Genomic DNA, 17,826 nt, shown 5'->3' with positions numbered 1-17,826 from the left:
CGATTGCGTGTGCGGTGCGCTCAGCCCTTGTAGCGGGGGAACGCCCCGCGACCCGCGAAGACCGCGGCGTCGCCGAGCTCCTCTTCGATGCGCAGAAGCTGATTGTATTTCGCGACGCGTTCGCTGCGGGCGGGCGCGCCGGTCTTGATCTGACCCGCGTTGACCGCGACGGCGAGGTCGGCGATCGTGGTGTCCTCGGTCTCGCCCGAACGGTGCGAGAGCATCGAGCGGTAGCCGTTCTGGGTGGCGAGCGAGATCGCGTCGAGGGTCTCGGAGAGCGTGCCGATCTGGTTGACCTTGACCAGCAGCGCGTTGCCCACGCCCAGGTCGATGCCGCGCTGCAGACGCTCGGGGTTGGTCACGAACAGGTCGTCGCCGACGAGCTGCACCTTGGTGCCGATGGCGTCGGTGAGCGACTTCCACGCGTCCCAGTCGTCCTCGGCGAGGGCGTCCTCGATCGTGACGATCGGGTAGTTCGCGACGAGATCGGCGAAGTAGTCGGTCAGCTTGTCGGCCGACCAGGCCTTGCCCTCGACGGTGTAGACGCCGTCCTTGAAGAATTCGGTCGCGGCGACGTCGAGACCGACGGTGATGTCGCGTCCGGGCGTGAACCCGGCCTTCTCGATCGCCTTCATCAGGAAGTCCAGACCCTCGCGGTTGCTGGGCAGATCGGGGGCGAAGCCGCCCTCGTCACCGAGACCCGTGGAGAAGCCGGCGGCCTTCAACTCGCCCTTGAGGACGTGGTAGACCTCGGTGCCCCAGCGCAGCGACTCGGCGTAGGTGTCGGCACCCGTGGGGGCGAGGAAGTACTCCTGGAAGTCGATGCCGTTGTCGGCGTGCTCGCCGCCGTTGATGACGTTGAACAGCGGCACGGGCAGGACGTGGGCGTTCGGTCCGCCGAGGTAGCGGAACAGCGGCAGGTCGGCCGAGTCGGCGGCGGCCTTGGCGACGGCGAGGCTGACGCCGAGGATCGCGTTGGCGCCTGTGCGCTTCTTGTTCTCGGTGCCGTCGGTCGCGATCAGGATCTCGTCGATGAGGCGCTGCTCGCTGGCCTCGACGCCCTCGATCGCGGGGCCGAGCTCGTCGATGACGGCCGCCACCGCCTTGAGGACGCCCTTGCCGCCGTAGCGCTTCTTGTCGCCGTCGCGTAGCTCGTACGCCTCGAAGGCGCCGGTGGATGCGCCGGAGGGGACGGCTGCGCGCTGGACGATACCGTCGTCGAGGAGCACCTCCACTTCCACCGTCGGGTTTCCGCGCGAGTCGAGAATCTCGCGTGCGCCTACTGCCTCGATGAGTGCCACGGGGTTGCTCCTTTGTCGTGGACTGAAGGTGGATGGGAGCGTCGTCGATCCGCGGGCCAGTCTAGCGAGGCGCAGTGTCGGGTTTGGGGGTCCGATTCAGGTGAGCACCGCGATCGCGATGCCATCCCACCCCTTCGCGTCGAGCGTCTGGATCGCCGTGGCCTCGAAGCGCGGGTCGCGGGCGAGCATCTCAAGTCCGCGCTGCACGCCGAGGATCTGCGGATCGTCGGTCGCAGGGTCGGCGACCCTGCCCGAGCGGACGATGTTGTCGACGACGACCACCGCGCCCGCCCTGCCGAGCCTGGCGGCCCAGTCGAGGTAGATCGTGTTGGACTCCTTGTCGGCGTCGATGAACACCAGATCGAACGGCTCGACGCCCTCGAGCGTCGGCAGCACGTCGACGGCGCGACCCACCCTGATCTCCACGCGGTCGCCGACGCCCGCGCGGTCGAGATTGGAGCGCGCGATCTCGGCGACGCGGGTCTCGGCCTCGATCGTGACGACACGGCCGCCGTCGGGCAGCGCGCGCGCCAGCCAGATCGTCGAATAGGCCCCGAGCGTGCCGATCTCCAGCACGCGGCGGGCGTTCGTCATGCGGGCGAGCAGATGCAGCAGCTTGCCGTTGACCGGCGCGACCTCGATGGGCGGCAGTCCCGCTGCGCTCTGTGCGGCGATCGCCCGGTCGAGATCGGGGTCGTGCCCGACGAGCGTGGCGGTCAGATAGGCGTCGACGCGCTGCCACGCATCGACGGTGGGCTCGCTCATGGGCCCAGCCAACAAGCAGGCGCGCGCCGCGTCAACCCTCGTGCGCCAAGACCGGCGTCGTGCGCCCCGCGAGCCTACGGGCGCCGTCCGGGGTCGGTGACGGCCTCGACGAGGGCAGGCAGCAGCGCATCGGCGGTACGTCGGTAGCCCAGAGCGCTCGGATGGAAGCGATCAAGGCTGAACATCTCATCGGGCTGCAGGACGAAGAAGGGCCCCACCGCCGCGCGCAGCGACACCGCGCGCGCCCCCGCGTGCCGCGCGGACGCGGTCTGCGCGGCGGCGAGCTGGCGGGACAGGCGCGACACGAGCGCGCGCAGCGGCTGGGGCACCGGCCGGAGCGCCCCGAGATCGGGGCATGTGCCGACCACGACGGCCGCGCCGCGGGCGTGCAGCTGCTCGATCGCCGCGCGCAGATGAGCGACGGATTCGCGCACCGGAACACGGTGCGTCACATCGTTGCCGCCGACGACGATGACCGCCGCATCGGGCGCGTAGCCATCGTCGAGGCTCTCGAGCTGAACCGCGAGGGCGGACGATTCGGAGCCCACGACCGCCGCCGTGCGCAGGCGCACCGGCCGGTGCAGCCGCCGCGCCAGTCCCTTCGCCAGGCGCGCGCCGAGCGTGTCCTTGCGCCGCTCCGCGCCGAGCCCTGCGGCTATCGAGTCACCCAGGAGCAGCAGCTCGAGCGGGCGCCCCTCGAGCCGGCGGCGCCACACCCGGTCGGCGTCGACGGCGATCTCCCCGAGCGGCTTGCCGATGCGCCGTCGCGCAATGGCAGCCTGTCGGGCAAGGAGGCTTCGCACGGCGAAGCCCCCAAGACCTGCGACGACGAGAAGCGCGAGCGCCTGACCGACCGCTCTGGTGCGTCCCATGGGTGAAGTGCACACCCCGCCGGTGAACGGACAGCGACGATCCGGTGACCTCCGGAATCGCCGGCGTCTCAGTCGAGCGGCTTGAGGTCGATCGCGTCGGGTGCCGTTTCTGCCCCGACGATCGCGAACGCCGTGTAGCCGTCGGCTGCGGCGCGCTCGAGCGGCGCCTTGAGATTTTTCGTGCGCTGTTCGACGCGCACGCGCGAACCCCGGGCCACGAGCGCCGCCTTGAGCGAGAGCAGCCGCGGCAGCGGCATGTCGCGATCGTGCACGAGAACGACGGCGGATGCTGTGGCCGCCTCGTCCGCCGACACCAGATCGACGATGCGCTCGAACCCGATCGAGAATCCCACGGCGGGCACATCGGTGCCCAGGAACCGCCCGATCATGCCGTCGTAGCGCCCCCCACCCCCGAGGGAGAAGGACACCGACGGATGAGCGAGCTCGAAGATCGTGCCGGTGTAGTAGCCCATGCCCCGCACGAGGAACGGGTCGAACACGAGCGGGAGACCCTCGCCGCCGTCGACCGGCGGCCGGGCCGCGGCCACGGCCTCGCCGAGCGCCACGAGGTGAGCCACGACGTCGTCGGGGATGCCCTCGGGCAGTGCGCGGCGGATCTGCCGCTCGCCGTAGGGGATCAGCTCCTGGGTCTGCGGGCGGGTGAGGAACCGCTCGAACGCATCGACCGCGGCCTCGTCCGCACCGCGCTCGCGCAGCTCGGCGGCGACGCCCGTCGCACCGATCTTGTCGAGCTTGTCGATCGTGATGAGCACCCCGGGGCGCTGATCGGGCGCGAAGCCGAAGGCTGCCAGCATCCCATCGAGCACCCGGCGGTCGTTGATGCGCACCCGCGCACCCTCGAGCCCGAGCGCGTCGAGGGTGTCGAGCGTCGCGGTGATGAGCTCGGCCTCGGCGCGCGCTGAGGCATCGCCGATGATGTCGATGTCGCACTGCACGAACTGCCGGTAGCGGCCCTTCTGCGGGCGCTCGGCACGCCACACGGGCGCGATCTGGATGGCTCGGAAGACGCCCGGCAGGTCGCCGCGGTGGCTGGCGTAGAACCGGGCGAGCGGAACGGTCAGGTCGTACCGCAGGCCCAGGTCTGCGAGCGCCGCCGGATCATCGGCCGCGGCCCGGATGCCGTCGGCGTCGAGGCCGCGCTTGAGCACGCTGAAGGAGAGCTTCTCGTTGTCGCCGCCGATGCCCGCGTGGAGCCGGTCGTAGTCCTCGACGACGGGGGTCTCGATCTCCTCGAACCCGTGCGCACGGTAGCGGTCGCGGATGATCGCGAGCACACGCTCGCGGCGGGCCTTGTCGGCGGGCAGGAAGTCGCGCATGCCGCGCGGCGGGTTCACGGGTGGCACCCCCCCATCCTCTCAGGTCGCGTCCGCCGGCCTCGTCCGCCGCTCTGCGGTGCGGATCTCGGACTCGAGAGCGCGCAGCCGCTCTCGCAGGGCGCGCTCGGCATCCCACCCGTTCTCTCTCGCCTGCGCGACGAGGCGCAGCAGCGCGTCGCCGAGCTCGGCCTCGGATCGGATCCCGGCAGCGGACCCTGAGCCCGTCGAAGGGCCGGCAGCGGACCCTGAGCCCGTCGAAGGGCCGGTGCCCACCGCCGCCGCCTTGCCCAGCATCTTCTGCGCGAGCGCGAGCGCGGGCATGCCGCGGGCCACACCGTCGAGGACGCTCACGCGCTCCCGCTTCTCGGCGGCCTTCGCGGCGTTCCAGAGCTCCCGCACACGCTCGGGCGTGTCGGCGGTCTCACCGGCGAAGACGTGCGGATGCCGGCGGACCATCTTGTCCGTCAGGTCCGCGGCCACATCCCCGATGTCGAAGGGCGCCTCGGCATCGCGCGACGCGAGCTCGGCGTGGAAGAGCACCTGCCACAGAACATCGCCGAGCTCCTCCCGCAGCTCCGGGCGCGATCCGCTCTCGACGGCGTCGATCAGCTCGTGCGATTCCTCGATCAGGTAGGGCACCAGCTCGCGATGGGTGATCTGCTGCGTCCAGACGCAGCGCTCGCGGACGATGCGCATGGTCTCGGCCGCGTCGGCCAGCGCCCGCGCGCGGTGTGCGGTGACAGCATCCACGTCGTCGGAAGGGGTCATCGACCCATTCTCGTGCGGCCAGGACAGGAGAGGAGCCGAGAACAGGACGAACGGCGCCGAATCATCCTGTGCTCGGCTCCGATCCTGTGCTCGCCGCGCCCCGCGCCGGCGCCCCGCGTCAGTTAAGCTGGCCGCCCGTGGGCGTCGGGGTGTGCGGAACCTGCTGCGCCTCGGCCTCGGTGTCGGCGAGCCGGCGGTAGTGCCGCGCCCGCTGGGACACGAGCACGGCGGCCATCACGAGGGAGACCGCCGACCCGGCGAGCACGCCGAGCGTCGCCTCGTCCCGCACCAGCGCCTCGCCCGCGAACGCCAGCTCGGACAGCAGCAGCGACACGGTGAACCCGATGCCGCCGAGCGCACCGGCCGCGAGCAGGTCGGCGAACGAGAGGTGCGGCGTGGCGCCCCGGTTGCCCACCCGGAGGGAGATCCAGCCGAAGATCGAGATGCCGATGATCTTTCCCACCGGGAGCGCCACGAGGATTCCCCAGAACGCCGGCGAGAGCTCGGTCGGCGAGACCTGCGGGATCACGACGAGCGCGGCCGAGAAGGCGAACAGGGGCAGCACGATGCCGTTGACCCACGGCTCGAGCGCGTGGCGGGTGGCGAGGGCCGGGCGCTGGAACATGGCAAGGCCCAGAGCCACACCCGCGATCGTCGCGTGGACGCCCGAGAGATAGACCAGCACCCAGGTGGCGATGCCCAGCAGCACGAGCACGATCGCGAGCGGCACGCGCGCCCGCGTGTCGAGCAGGCGGCTCAGGATGCCGAAGACGACCACGAGCACCGCGGCCAGCGCGAGCAGGCCGACGTTGACGTCGGTGGTGAAGAGCACGGCGATGAAGATGATGCCGACGATGTCGTCGAGGATCGCGAGGGCGAGCAGGAAGATGCGGATGCCGGCGGGCAGTCCTTTGCCGAAGACGGCGAGCACGCCAAGCGCGAAGGCGATGTCGGTCGCGGTGGGGATCGGCCAGCCCGAGGACGCGTCCGACCCCGCGGCGAACGCGAGGAACACGGCGATCGGGATCAGCACGCCGCCGGTCGCGGCGATCGCCGGTTGGAGGGCCTTTCGGGCCGAATTGAGCTCGCCGTTGGTGAGCTCGAACTGCAGCTCGACCGCGACGACGAAGAAGAAGATCGCGAGCAGGCCGTCCTGCACCCAGTGCCCGATGGACATCTCGAACACGCCCGGGATGCCGAGATAGGTCTCCTTCAGGGCGCCCACCGCCGGACCGGCCGGCGAGTTGGCGACGATCAGGGCGGCGATGGCGGCCGCGAGCAGGATGATCGCGGGAAAACGGGCAGAGCGCAGCAGGGACACACGGGTCCTTTCGTCGGGGGTCGCGGTGGGCGCGCGCGCACCGCCGCCGACCAGACTTCCCGGCACACCAGGTTCCCAGTCTACCCGGCGAGCTGCCGCCTCCCCGGGGGCCCGCCCGCGTGACGAACAGGAAACACGCTCGCGCTAACGTGGAAATCATGCTCGATCCCACCCCCACCGAAGCCATCGACCTCGTCGGACGCTTCGATGCCGGTCAAGAATTGCCCGAAACGATGCGTGCCGATGTGCGCATGCTGGGGTCGCTGCTCGGTCAGGTGCTGCGCGAGAGCGGAAGCCCGGGCCTGTATGAAGACGTCGAGCGCCTGCGGACCGCCACGATCGCGGCCTACACCGACACCTCGCCCGAAGCGTTCGCCCGCGCGGCGGCGATCGTGGAGTCCTTCACGGTCGCCCGCGCCGACGAGGTGGCACGCGCGTTCACGTGCTACTTCCACCTCGTCAACCTCGCCGAGGAGCACCAGCGCGTGCGCATCCTGCGCGAGCGCGACGGACGCCCCGAGAAGGAGGATGCCACCGACTCCGTCGCGGCGGCCTTCGTGCGGCTATCGGCCGAAGTCGGCGACGAGACGGCTCTCGCGCGCTTGCAGGCGCTGCGGTTCCACCCGGTCTTCACCGCGCACCCCACCGAGGCGCGCCGCCGCGCGATCTCGACGAGCGTGCGCCGCATCGCCGCGCTGCTCGAGGAGCTCGACGCGTCGCTGCGCGGAGGGGCCGACGAGCGCCGCGCCCGCCGCCGGATCCTCGAGGAGATCGACACGCTCTGGCGCACCGCCCCGCTCCGCGCCGAGAAGCCCTCGCCCACCGACGAGGTGCGCGCCGTCATGGCCGTCTTCGACGACACCCTGTACACGGCGGTCCCCCACGTGTACCGCCGCATCGACGACGCCCTCCAGGGTCTCGCGGCCGGTCAGCGGCCTCCCGTCGTGCGTCCCTTCGTGCGCATCGGCTCGTGGGTGGGCGGCGACCGCGACGGCAACCCCTTCGTCACCGCCAAGGTCACGCGCAAGGCTGCGGGCATCGCGTCGGAGCACGTGCTGCGGGGTCTCGAGCGCACGACCGAGAGGGTGGGTCGCGCGCTGACCCTCGACGCCGACACGACCCCGCCGAGCGACGCACTCGTCGCGCTGTGGCACAGGCTGCGCGCCGCCGACGAGGACGCGGCGGCCGACATCGCCAAGCGCTCGCCCTCCGAGCCGCACCGGCGCATCCTGCTCCTGATCGCGCGCCGCATCGCCGCGACGCGCACGCGCGACGCCGACCTCGCCTACCGCGAGCCGGACGAGCTGCTGGCGGAGCTGCGCACGGTGCAGACCTCGCTCGCGTCCGCCGGCGCCGCCCGCCATGCGTACGGCGCGCTGCAGCAGCTGATCTGGCAGGTCGAGACCTACGGCTTCCATCTGACCGAACTCGAGGTGCGCCAGCATTCGCAGGTGCATCGCACGGTGCTCGCCGAGCTCGACGCGCTCGCGCCGGGCGCCGCGCGCAGCGACCTGGCGGAGGAGGTGCTCGACGTCTTCCGCTCGATCGCCTTCGTGCAGGACCGCTTCGGCCCCCGCGCCGCGGGCCGATACATCGTCTCGTTCACCCAGTCGGCCGAGGATCTCGCCAACGTGCACCGCCTGGCCCGCTACGCGGTGGGCCCGGATGCCGAGGGACCGACCCTCGACGTCATCCCGCTGTTCGAGACCTTCGCCGACCTGCAGGCGGCGCCCGGGATCCTCGCCGAGATCGTGGAGCATCCGATGTTCGCCGCGCGGCTGGAGGCGACCGGCCGCAGGCTCGAGGTGATGCTGGGATACTCCGACTCGTCCAAGGACGTCGGTCCGGTCGCGGCCAACCTCGCGCTGTACGAAGCGCAGGCGAAGATCGCCGCCTGGGCCCGGGAGACCGGCATCGAGCTGACGCTCTTCCACGGCCGCGGAGGTGCTCTCGGCCGAGGCGGCGGGCCCGCCAACTCGGCGATCCTCGCGCAGCCGCCGCACTCCGTCGACGGCCGGTTCAAGCTCACCGAACAGGGCGAGGTCATCTTCGCCCGGTACGGCGACCCCGCCATCGCGATGCGCCACATCGACCAGGTCGCCGCCGCGACCCTGCTGGCCTCCTCCCCCTCGATCGAGCAGCGGAACGAGGCCGCGGCGGAGAAATACGCGCACATCGCGGCGACGCTGGACACAGCATCCCGTGAGCGCTTCTTCGCCCTCGTCAAGGCCGAGGGGTTCGCGCCGTGGTTCGCCACCGTCACGCCGATGGAGGAGGTCGGGCTGCTCGCTCTGGGCTCGAGGCCCGCGCGGCGCGGCCTGTCGGTCGAGTCGCTCGAGGACCTGCGCGCGATCCCGTGGGTGTTCGCATGGACGCAGGCCCGCATCAACCTCGCCGGCTGGTTCGGCCTGGGCACCGCTCTCGAGGCGGTCGGCGACGAGGCGCTGCTGCGCGAGGCCTACGAGCAGTGGCCGCTGCTGCGCACCATGATCGACAACGTCGCGATGAGCCTCGCCAAGGCCGATGCGCGCATCGCCAAGCGCTATCTCGACCTCGGCGACCGCAGCGACCTCGCCGATCTCGTCGCGGGCGAGATGGAGCTGACGCGGGCATGGGTGATCCGCATCACGGGCGGTGACGATCTGCTCGAGAACCGCCCCGTCCTGGGGCGCGCGGTCAAGATGCGCAGCCCCTACGTCGACGCGCTGTCACTGCTGCAGCTGCGTGCGCTGCGCGCGCTGCGCGCCACGGCCGAGGGCGAGAAGCCCGATCGCGAGCAGCAGCGCCTGCTGCTGCTGTCGGTCTCGGGTGTCGCGGCGGGGCTGCAGAACACGGGGTGAGAATCGCGGGCCCGGGCGTCGCCCGACGCGAGCGGCGTGCACAGCTGCGGACAGATCGCCCGACACGCCGGAGGCTCTGGCCGAGGCGCGGCGTGTCGGCGACAGCATCCGCCGTTGTGCACGCCCAATGGGGCCGTACCCGGGTGGAGGGCGGGTCTCAGCCGATGCGGCGGTCGTGCGCATGCCGGGCAAGGCTGCGTCCGTAGCGCTCGGTGAGCTGCACCATCAGGTCGGGCGTGTCGCGGTCCAGGCCGAACACGTAGCCGGGAAAGTCGAGTTCCTGCTGCGCCGCCCAGATCTTGTCGTGCGCGCTGGGCGGGTGGATGCCGAGCGGGTCGCCGACGGCCACCCAACCGATCGGCACCACGGTCTCGGGCGGCAGTGTCGTGCGCAGATGCACGACGGCGCCGACACGCACCTCGCAGCGGTCGCCGATGTGGGCTCCGTTGAAGACGCGCGTGCCCGTCGCGAGGAACACCTCTGCCCCGATCGTCGCACCGCTGACGGTGGCGCCCGGACCGATGAGGGTGTGGTCGGCGATGTGCACGGGGTCGGCGGCACTTGCCCGGACCACCGCGTTCTCCATCACGATGACGCTCTCGGCGAGCGTGATCGGGCCGCCCTCGGCGGTGATGATCGCGCCGTGCAGAACCTGGCAGTCGGCGCCGATCTCGACATCCCCCGACACGACCGCGGTCTCGGCGATGACCGCCGTCGGATGGATGCGCGGCCTCGCGCCCAGATGCTCGAACTGCACGGCCTCACCCTAGCCGCGCCGGGCTCGCGCGGCCACCCGCGCCGGCCCCGCTCCCGAACCCTGCTTCCGCACCCTGCTTCCACACCCCGCTCCAGCACCCTGCTCCCGCACCCTGCTTCCACACCCTGGTGACCATGTCCCACTTTCGGTCGCTCCGGGGCGCGGTGGGCGACAGAAAGTGGGACATCACCCCGGCGAGCTGAGGCGCGGCATCCCGCCGCGGTGAGCGTGTCCCGAACAATGTCGCTATGGCCCGCGGCGGGCGACAGAAATTTGGACACCGAAGGGGAGTTATCGGGGCGACGGGACGGCGGTCGAGCCGCGCGCGCCGTCGGGCGCATCGGAGCCGGCCGGCGCACCGTCCGCCGCGGGCGCATCCGCCGCCGGCTCGGGAAACAGCGCCGTCAGCAGCTGGCTGACCCAGGCGATCAGTTCGTCATCGCCGAGCGGCTCGCCACCGACACGCGGCATCGGCACGACCAGAGCGTCGCCACCCTGGACCAGCTTGGCGTTCGGATACAGGCGCTGCAGCCGCACGCGTCGCGAATCCGGCAGCTGCGCGGGCGCGACGCGGAGATTCGGACCCATCGCGACGACGTCGGTCAGACCCGCCCGGGCCGCACGCCGGCGCAGTCGTGCCACCTGCACGAGGCCCGAGACCTCGGCCGGCGGCTCGCCGTAACGATCGCGCAGCTCGTCGATGACGAGGTCGATCGCGTCGGGCTCTGCGTTGGCGGCAGCGGCCGCCGACAGCTTCTGGTAGGCCTCGAGCCGCAGGCGCTCGCTCTCGATGTAGGTCTCCGGCACGCGCGCCTGTACGGGCAGCTCGAGACGCAGCTCGGCGGGACCCTCGGTGTCTTCGCCGCGGAACGTCGCGACCGCCTCGCCGATCATGCGCAGGTAGAGGTCGAAGCCGACGCCGGCGATGTGCCCCGCCTGCTCGGCGCCCAGCAGATTGCCGGCGCCCCGCAGCTCGAGGTCCTTCAGCGCCACCTGCATGCCCGAGCCGAGATCGTTGTTGACCGCGATGGTCTCGAGACGGTCGGCGGCGGTCTCGGAGAGGGGCTTCATCTCGTCGTACAAGAAGTAGGCGTAGGCGCGCTCGCGCGCGCGTCCCACCCGCCCGCGCAGCTGATGCAGCTGCGAGAGCCCGTATTTGTCGGCCCGGTCGATGATGATCGTGTTGGCGTTGGCGATGTCGAGGCCCGTCTCGATGATCGTCGTCGAGACGAGCACATCGAACTTGCGCTCCCAGAAGTCGTCGACGACCTGCTCGAGCGCGTGCTCACCCATCTGCCCGTGTGCGACGGCGATCCGCGCCTCGGGCACGAGCTCGGCGAGGTGCGCCGCGACCCGCTGGATCGAATGCACGCGGTTGTGCACGTAGAACACCTGGCCCTCGCGCAGCAGCTCGCGCCGGATCGCCGCCGCGATCTGCTTGTCGTTGCGAGGGCCGACGAAGGAGAGGATGGGATGCCGATCCTCGGGCGGCGTCGCGAGAGTCGACATCTCGCGGATCCCTGTGACCGCCATCTCGAGCGTGCGGGGGATGGGGGTTGCGCTCATGGCCAGGATGTCGACGTTGGTCTTGAGCTTCTTGAGCGCGTCTTTGTGCTCGACGCCGAAGCGCTGCTCCTCGTCGATGATCATCAGGCCGAGGTCCTTGAACAGCACCTGCTCGGTGAGGATGCGATGCGTACCGATCACCATGTCGACGGTCCCGTCGGCGAGCCCTTTGACGATCTCGCGCGCCTGCTTGTCGGTCTGGAACCGCGAGAGGGCGCGCACGTGCACGGGGAACCCGGCGAAGCGCTCGGTGAACGTCTCGAGGTGCTGCTTGACCAGGAGCGTCGTGGGCACGAGCATCGCGACCTGCTTGCCGTCTTGGATCGCCTTGAACGCCGCCCGCACGGCGACTTCGGTCTTGCCGAATCCGACGTCGCCCGAGAGCAGACGGTCCATCGGGATGGGGCGCTCCATGTCGGCCTTGATCTCGTCGATCGTCTGCAGCTGGTCGAGCGTCTCGGCGAACGGGAAGGCCTCTTCGAGCTCCCTCTGCCAGGGCGTGTCGGGCCCGAAGGCGTGACCCTTGGCCGACATGCGCGCCGAGTAGAGCTTGACGAGCTCGACGGCGATGTCGCGCACCGCCTTGCGCGCGCGGCCCTTGGCCTGCGCCCAGTCGCTGCCGCCCATCTTCGACAGGGTCGGGGCTTCGCCGCCGACGTACCGCGAGAGCAGGTCGAGCTGATCGGTGGGCACGAACAGCTTGTCGCCGGGATACCCGCGCTTGGACGGGGCGTACTCGACGACGAGGTACTCGCGGGTGCTCTTGACGGGGTTGCGGCCGCCGGAGGAGACCTCGCGCTGCACGAGCTCGACGAAGCGGCCGATCCCGTGGGTGGCATGCACGACGAAGTCGCCGGCCTTCAGCTGCATCGGATCGACGACGTTGCGGCGGCGAGAGGCGAGCTTCTTGACTACGCGGGAATCACCGCCGATGGTGCGCCCGTAGAAGTCGGACTCCGTCAGGACCGCCAGCTGCGCCTCGGCGGATTCGAAGCCCGCCTCGATCTGCGCCTTGACCAGCAGAGCCACACCCGGCTCGGGCGGCTCGATGACGGCATCCGTCACCCGCGCCGCGAAGCCGCGCTCGGCGAGCACGTCGCGCGCGCGGTCGACCAGCCCCGCCCCCGACGCCGCCACCACGACGCTCCAGCCGCGGGCCAGCAGGTCGCCGACGTGCGCGGTGGCGCCGTCGACATTGCCGTGGAACGAGGGCACCGCGGTGCCCGGCACCCGCAGGGGGGCGGCCTCGTCGTCGGCCGAGACGTCGAGGATGCCCTCGGCCGCCGCGTCGGCCGCACCCGAGTCGAAGGCGCTGAAGGTCCACCACACTCCCCCGCGCTCACGGGCGGCCTCGCGCAGCAGCGGCAGGGTCAGGAAGTCGCCCGCACCCAGATCGATCGGCGTGTCGGCGCCCGCGGTCGCGGCGCTCCACGCAGCCTCGAGGAACTCGCGATTGGTCTCCTGCAGGTTGAGGGCGCGGGCGATGGCCCGCTCGGGGTCGACGAGCGCGACCGCAGTGCCCGCGGGCAGATAGTCGACGAGCGGAAGCAGGTGGTCGACGAGGGCGGGCGTGAGCGACTCCATGCCATCGACGGGGATGCCCTCGGCCATGCGCTCGAGCATGCTCGAGAGGCCCGGCAGGCTCGACTGCAGGCCGCGCGCGCGTTCGCGCACCTCGGTCGTCAGGAGCAGCTCGCGCGTGGGCGGCAGCCGCACCTCGTGGACCTCACCCGGCAGCGATCGCTGATCGGCGACGGAGAAGGCGCGGATCTGGTCGACCTCGTCGCCGAAGAATTCCACTCGGTAGGGGTGCTCCGCCACCGCGGGGAAGACGTCGAGGATTCCGCCCCGCACGGCGAACTCGCCGCGTCGCGAGACCATGTCCACGCGGGCGTACGCCAGCTCGACGAGGCGTTCGGCGAGCTCGGGCAGCTCATACCCGCGCCCCTGCGCGCGCAGGACGACGGGTTCGACCGTGTCGAGGCCCGGCGCGATCGGCTGCAGCGCAGCGCGCACCGACGCCATGACGACGAGGGGTGCATCGCCGGCGTGCGCGGCGATGCGGCGCAGCACCTCGAGACGCGCGCCGACGGTCTCGGCGCTCGGGCTGAGGCGCTCGTGCGGCAGGGTCTCCCATGCCGGGAAAGCAAGCACCGTCGCGCCGGGCAGATACGCCTGCAGTGAGGGGGCGAGCTGGTCGGCGCGGCGGCCCGTGGGCGTGATCGCGAGCAGCACGGGGGGCTTCTGCGCGCGGGCCCGCTTGTCGAGGAGCGCGGCGAGGGTGGGCGCGACAAGGCCCTCGACGAGCGAGAAGTCGGCGTCGACGGATGCCGGAGCCCCGCCGTCTGCGAACGCGCCTGAGCGCGCGAGGGCGCGCGTGATCCCGTGAATCGTCACCGCACAAGTCTAGGAGCCTCCTCCGACATCCCTCCCCGGGGACCCTCGGGGAGCCCGGCCTAGGATGAGGGGATGAGCGAGCAGCCGGCACCGGGTTCCGATTCCGCGCCTCCCCCACCCCCCGTGCCGCCTCTGCCCATCCCACAGGCACAGCCCCCCTCGCCCCCCGCCGCGCAGCCGCCGTACCCGGCATACGCCCCCGCGCAGCCGCCGTACCCCCCGCACCCGCAGGCTCACCAGCCGTACCCGGTGCACCCCCAGCCCCCCGCCGCGCCGCGCCCGATCGGACGCCCGGCGCTCGGCATCGTGGCGCTCGTGCTCGCGATCATCGCGCTCGTCGCCCCCACCGTCGCGGTGGGACCGGCGGCGTTCACCGTAGGCCTCGAGGTCGCGCCGGCGCTGGCGAGCCCCGTCCCTCCGTCCGACCTCGCGGTCCTGGCCCCGGTGCGGAGCTGGGTGCTCGTCGGCGAGATCGCCTTCTGGGCCGGCACGGTGCTCGGAATCTGGGCGATCGCGCAGGCGATCGTCGCGATCACCCGCCGACGCGGCCGCGGCCAGGGCATCGCCGCGGTCGTGATCGCGCCGATCGGATTCGTCGTGTTCGTCAGTGTCGCGAGCGGCTTCTTCTTCGCCGGGCTCGCCGCGGGCGCGCCGTTCGGCCCCTGATCCGATGCCTCCCGCCCCGCCCGCGCGACCGCGACGACCGCGCACCCTCGGCGTCATCGCCCTCTCGCTCGCCGCTGTGGCGGCCGCGCTCGCCCCCGCCGTCGTGGTCGTCGGCGGATACATCCTCGGCGGCATCGGCGCCCACGTCGACCTCACCGCGATGGGCACGGCGGGCGAGCGCCTCGACCCCGAGACCCTGCCCGCGGCCGCGCGCACCCTGGTCGAGCAGAGCAGCGTGTGGCTCGCGATCGGCAACGGCGGGTGGATGCTGTCGGCCATCGCCGCGCTCGTGCTCGGCGTGATCGCGATCGCCACCCGCCGCGGCCGCGCGTGGGGTGTCGTCGCGGTGATCCTGGTGCCGATCAGCTACGTCGTGGTGCAGCTCGCGTTCCCGCTCGGCCTCGCGGGGGGCACGGCGCCGTACGTCTGAGTCGCGCGATGGCGACGGCCTACCCGGCCTCTACGCGCGCGGAGCGTGGTGGTGCTGCTGCGCGGCGAGCAGACCCTCGTCGACGAGCCGCTCGACGGCATCCGCCGCGTCCGAGACGAGCAGAGGCAGCGCCTGCCGTTCGGTCGCCCCGAACGGATCGAGCACCCAGTCCGCGGGATCCTGCCGTCCGGGGGGACGCCCGATACCGACCCGCACCCGCGCGAAATCCGCCGTGGCCAGCGCCTTGGCGACATCCCGAACGCCGTTGTGCCCACCGTGCCCCCCGCCGACCTTGAGCTTGAGCGTGTCGAAGGGGATGTCGAGCTCGTCGTGGACGACCACGACGTGGTCGGCGTCGACGCCGAAGAACCGCGCGAGTCCCGCGACCGGGCCGCCCGAGACGTTCATGAACGAGTTGGGCTTGGCCAGCACGAGCTTGGCGGCGCCGGGGCGCAACCAGGTCTCGGCGACGCGGGCGTTCGCCTTGTGACTCTTGAACGCCGCACCTCGCCGGGTCGCAAGCTCGTCGAGCACCATCTGGCCCACATTGTGCCGGGTCGCCTCGTACCGCGGACCGGGGTTGCCGAGGCCCACGACGAGCCAGGTCTCGGGCATGTGCTCTCTCCAGGGGTGCGGGGATCGACGCGATCGGGCGGCATCGACAGGCTACCGAACGGCGAGGGGGGCACCCCGCGCGAACGCGGAGTGCCCCCCTCGTGCGGGTGAAGGATTACTCCGCGGCCTCTTCGGACTGCTCGGCGGCGACCTCGGCGTCTGCCGCCGCGATCTCGTCCTCGGCGGCGAGCGTGGACGCGGGCACCGAGATGGCGATGATGAGCGTCTCGGGGTCGACCGCGAGCGCCGCGCCGGCGGGCAGCTTCAGGTCGGCGGCGGTGATGTGCGTGCCGTCCTCGAGGCCCTCGACGTCGACCTCGACGTTCTGCGGGATGTTCGTCGCCTCGACCTCGAGCAGCACCGTGCTGGCTTCGAGGTTCGTGATCGTGCCGGGGAAGGGCTCGCCCTGCACCGAGACCGGCACGTCGACCTGCACCTTCTCGCCCTTGCGGACGACGAGCAGGTCGATGTGCTCGATGATCTGGTGCACGGGGTCCTTCTGCACGTCCTTGACGAGCACGAGGTGCTGCGCTCCCGCGACGTCGAGCTCGAGCACGACGTTGGCGCGGCGGATCAGCAGCGCGGTCTGGTGACCGGGCATCGCCACGTGCACGGGGTCTGCGCCGTGACCGTAGATGACGGCGGGGATCTTGCCGGCGGCGCGGAGGCGGCGGGCGAAGCCCTTGCCGAAGTTCTCGCGAAGCTCGGCGTGGACCGTGGTGTCGGGGGTGGTGTCCTTCGACATGGGTGTTCTCCTTCTGGAACGCGCACACTCTCGATGTCGATCCGGTGTCGCGGGGGTCTGCAGGTGTCGACTCGAACGTGGATCGGTGGTCGAACGGATCGAACGCACACACGTGAGGAGGGCCGCAGGGCCCGCATCACCGCGTCGATCACGGATGTCGGGGGCACCGGCCGCGCGGCCGTGCGAGACATCCCTCGCCGAGGTCTCCCCCATCCTACCCGAGCCTGCGATAGCGTGAAGACATCGCACATCGCGAGCCCCCGGGGGCTCGCCCCCGAACCTGGAGGACCCCGTGGACGGCGCCATGCTCTCGCACCTCATCGCCTGGACGATCGGCGCACTCGCAACGCTCGGCGGTGTCCTGGTCGTCGGCGCGTTCGTCGCGATGGGACGCTCGGCCTACCGCCAGGACTGATCCGTCTCAGTCCTCCGCGGGCCAGACAGCGACGATCACCTTGCCGGAGGCCTGCGAGTCCTTCGCCACCGTGAACGCGCGCACTGCATCGTCCGCGGCGATCTCGTGCGTGATGACGCGCTCGATCTCCGGCACCGCATCCAGCAGTGCGATGGCCCGATCGATCTCGTCCAAGAACCGGAACGTGCCGAAGTAGCGCAGCTCCTTCGAGATGAAGGGCGCGATGTTCACGGGACGCGCCTCGTCGGGCACCATCCCCACCTGCACGACCGTCCCCCCTGGCCGAGCCGCCCGCAGCGCCGCGGAGATCGAGGGCGCGACGCCGGAGCATTCGAGCACGACGTCGTAGGCGCTCTCGGTCAGCTGCTCGCGAGAGACGTCGACCGCGTGTGCGGCTCCCAGCATCCGCGCCCTCTCCAGAGGACCCTCGAGAACGTCGGTGGCGGTGACCTCCGCCGCACCCGCCGCGACGGCCGCCGCGACGGCGAGCAGGCCGATCGGACCGGACCCCGTCACCAGCACCCGGCGCCCCGCGACGTCGCCCGCCTTGCGGAGGCCGTGGAGCGCGACCGCGAGGGGCTCGGCGAGCACCGCGCGACGCACCGGCAGCGATGCCGGCAGCACCCGCACCATCTCGCGTGCGACGAGGAGATGCTCGGCGAGACCGCCCTGCGTGTGCGGCCAGGTGGAGGCGCTGCCGAGGTAGGCGCCGCCCGGCCAGAGATGCGGGTCGAGGTCGGCGGTGGGCGTGCCGAAGGTGGCGGGGTGCACCGTGACCGGCGTGCCGGGAGCCCACTCCCCGGTCGGGTCGAGGTCGATGCGACCCGACACCTCGTGGCCGGGAACGAGTGGCTCGCGCACGACGAAGGCGCCGTTGGCACCCTCGAAGTAGTAGTGCAGATCGGACCCGCAGATGCCGACGTAGTCGATCCGCACCCGCACCTGAGCGGGCCCGGGCTGCGGGATGTCGACCTCGCGGACGACGAGGGTCTCTTTCGCGTCGATGAACGCTGCGCGCATGTGCGGGCCTT

The 17,826-nt window shown here is 71.6% G+C and carries 15 protein-coding genes; 4 read left to right on the top strand and 11 right to left on the bottom strand.

Going from position 1 to position 17,826, the window contains the following annotated elements:
* Positions 1 to 20: 20 nt before the first annotated feature.
* The 6 genes from eno to AB2L57_RS06820 all read right to left on the bottom strand — a co-directional run bounded on the left by eno (position 21) and on the right by AB2L57_RS06820 (position 6,364).
* Positions 21 to 1,301: a phosphopyruvate hydratase gene (eno, locus tag AB2L57_RS06845; RefSeq protein ID WP_292809695.1), complete on the bottom strand. Its 1,281-nt coding sequence runs from the start codon at positions 1,299 to 1,301 to the stop codon at positions 21 to 23.
* A 96-nt stretch (positions 1,302 to 1,397) separates the two neighbouring features.
* Positions 1,398 to 2,066, bottom strand: a complete 669-nt coding sequence (locus tag AB2L57_RS06840) for an O-methyltransferase (RefSeq protein ID WP_292809693.1) — start codon at positions 2,064 to 2,066, stop codon at positions 1,398 to 1,400.
* Between the two features lie 74 nt (positions 2,067 to 2,140).
* On the bottom strand, positions 2,141 to 2,938 hold the full coding sequence (locus AB2L57_RS06835) for an SGNH/GDSL hydrolase family protein (protein WP_292809691.1): 798 nt from the start codon (positions 2,936 to 2,938) through the stop codon (positions 2,141 to 2,143).
* Between the two features lie 68 nt (positions 2,939 to 3,006).
* On the bottom strand, positions 3,007 to 4,275 hold the full coding sequence (gene hisS, locus AB2L57_RS06830; protein WP_292809773.1) for a histidine--tRNA ligase: 1,269 nt from the start codon (positions 4,273 to 4,275) through the stop codon (positions 3,007 to 3,009).
* 39 nt (positions 4,276 to 4,314) lie between these two features.
* Positions 4,315 to 5,043 carry a MazG family protein gene (locus AB2L57_RS06825; protein WP_292809689.1) on the bottom strand — a complete coding sequence of 243 codons (729 nt, stop codon included), beginning with the start codon at positions 5,041 to 5,043 and terminating at the stop codon, positions 4,315 to 4,317.
* A 118-nt stretch (positions 5,044 to 5,161) separates the two neighbouring features.
* Positions 5,162 to 6,364 (bottom strand): Na+/H+ antiporter NhaA, encoded by a 1,203-nt coding sequence (locus AB2L57_RS06820; protein WP_292809688.1) that lies wholly within the window; start codon positions 6,362 to 6,364, stop codon positions 5,162 to 5,164.
* 158 nt (positions 6,365 to 6,522) lie between these two features.
* On the opposite strand from AB2L57_RS06820, the gene AB2L57_RS06815 reads away from it, so the two are divergent.
* Positions 6,523 to 9,204, top strand: a complete 2,682-nt coding sequence (locus AB2L57_RS06815) for a phosphoenolpyruvate carboxylase (RefSeq protein WP_409048395.1) — start codon at positions 6,523 to 6,525, stop codon at positions 9,202 to 9,204.
* Positions 9,205 to 9,361: 157 nt separating this feature from the next.
* On the opposite strand, the gene AB2L57_RS06810 is transcribed toward AB2L57_RS06815, so the two are convergent.
* Together AB2L57_RS06810 and mfd are read right to left on the bottom strand one after the other, a co-directional pair.
* On the bottom strand, positions 9,362 to 9,961 hold the full coding sequence (locus AB2L57_RS06810) for a gamma carbonic anhydrase family protein (protein WP_292809684.1): 600 nt from the start codon (positions 9,959 to 9,961) through the stop codon (positions 9,362 to 9,364).
* A gap of 291 nt (positions 9,962 to 10,252) precedes the next feature.
* Positions 10,253 to 13,924, bottom strand: coding sequence for a transcription-repair coupling factor (gene mfd, locus AB2L57_RS06805; protein ID WP_409048394.1), 3,672 nt, complete (start codon positions 13,922 to 13,924; stop codon positions 10,253 to 10,255).
* 249 nt (positions 13,925 to 14,173) lie between these two features.
* Here mfd and AB2L57_RS06800 point away from each other — a divergent pair, with 249 nt between their 5' ends.
* Both AB2L57_RS06800 and AB2L57_RS06795 read left to right on the top strand, forming a co-directional pair.
* Entirely contained in the window at positions 14,174 to 14,590 is a 417-nt protein-coding gene (locus AB2L57_RS06800) for a hypothetical protein (RefSeq protein WP_409048393.1), read from the top strand.
* Positions 14,591 to 14,594: 4 nt separating this feature from the next.
* Positions 14,595 to 15,020: a hypothetical protein gene (locus AB2L57_RS06795; protein WP_409048392.1), complete on the top strand. Its 426-nt coding sequence runs from the start codon at positions 14,595 to 14,597 to the stop codon at positions 15,018 to 15,020.
* A 30-nt stretch (positions 15,021 to 15,050) separates the two neighbouring features.
* Here AB2L57_RS06795 and pth read toward each other — a convergent pair whose 3' ends face one another.
* Both pth and AB2L57_RS06785 read right to left on the bottom strand, forming a co-directional pair.
* Entirely contained in the window at positions 15,051 to 15,635 is a 585-nt protein-coding gene (pth, locus tag AB2L57_RS06790) for an aminoacyl-tRNA hydrolase (RefSeq protein WP_292809676.1), read from the bottom strand.
* Positions 15,636 to 15,750: 115 nt separating this feature from the next.
* Entirely contained in the window at positions 15,751 to 16,380 is a 630-nt protein-coding gene (locus tag AB2L57_RS06785) for a 50S ribosomal protein L25/general stress protein Ctc (protein ID WP_292809674.1), read from the bottom strand.
* Positions 16,381 to 16,672: 292 nt separating this feature from the next.
* Here AB2L57_RS06785 and AB2L57_RS06780 point away from each other — a divergent pair, with 292 nt between their 5' ends.
* The gene (locus tag AB2L57_RS06780) at positions 16,673 to 16,795 is read left to right on the top strand and encodes a hypothetical protein (protein ID WP_409048391.1); all 123 of its coding nucleotides are present in this window, start codon (positions 16,673 to 16,675) and stop codon (positions 16,793 to 16,795) included.
* Positions 16,796 to 16,801: 6 nt separating this feature from the next.
* On the opposite strand, the gene AB2L57_RS06775 is transcribed toward AB2L57_RS06780, so the two are convergent.
* Positions 16,802 to 17,815, bottom strand: coding sequence for a zinc-binding dehydrogenase (locus AB2L57_RS06775; RefSeq protein WP_409048390.1), 1,014 nt, complete (start codon positions 17,813 to 17,815; stop codon positions 16,802 to 16,804).
* Positions 17,816 to 17,826 lie beyond the last annotated feature (11 nt).

It is taken from the genome of Microbacterium sp. HA-8 (assembly GCF_046111165.1).
Classification (GTDB): domain Bacteria; phylum Actinomycetota; class Actinomycetes; order Actinomycetales; family Microbacteriaceae; genus Microbacterium.
The sequence above is the reverse complement of the archived record's forward strand: the minus strand, read 5'-3'. Positions and strand labels throughout refer to the sequence as shown.

What these genes read in the sequence shown, in the direction of transcription:
- AB2L57_RS06795 (WP_409048392.1), top strand. Translation starts at nt 14,595, where the DNA reads ATGCCTCCCGCCCCGCCCGCGCGACCGCGACGACCGCGCACCCTCGGC.
- AB2L57_RS06840 (WP_292809693.1), bottom strand. Translation starts at nt 2,066, where the DNA reads ATGAGCGAGCCCACCGTCGATGCGTGGCAGCGCGTCGACGCCTATCTG.
- AB2L57_RS06835 (WP_292809691.1), bottom strand. Translation starts at nt 2,938, where the DNA reads ATGGGACGCACCAGAGCGGTCGGTCAGGCGCTCGCGCTTCTCGTCGTC.
- AB2L57_RS06815 (WP_409048395.1), top strand. Translation starts at nt 6,523, where the DNA reads ATGCTCGATCCCACCCCCACCGAAGCCATCGACCTCGTCGGACGCTTC.
- AB2L57_RS06825 (WP_292809689.1), bottom strand. Translation starts at nt 5,043, where the DNA reads ATGACCCCTTCCGACGACGTGGATGCTGTCACCGCACACCGCGCGCGG.
- hisS (WP_292809773.1), bottom strand. Translation starts at nt 4,275, where the DNA reads ATGCGCGACTTCCTGCCCGCCGACAAGGCCCGCCGCGAGCGTGTGCTC.
- AB2L57_RS06775 (WP_409048390.1), bottom strand. Translation starts at nt 17,815, where the DNA reads ATGCGCGCAGCGTTCATCGACGCGAAAGAGACCCTCGTCGTCCGCGAG.
- pth (WP_292809676.1), bottom strand. Translation starts at nt 15,635, where the DNA reads ATGCCCGAGACCTGGCTCGTCGTGGGCCTCGGCAACCCCGGTCCGCGG.
- AB2L57_RS06785 (WP_292809674.1), bottom strand. Translation starts at nt 16,380, where the DNA reads ATGTCGAAGGACACCACCCCCGACACCACGGTCCACGCCGAGCTTCGC.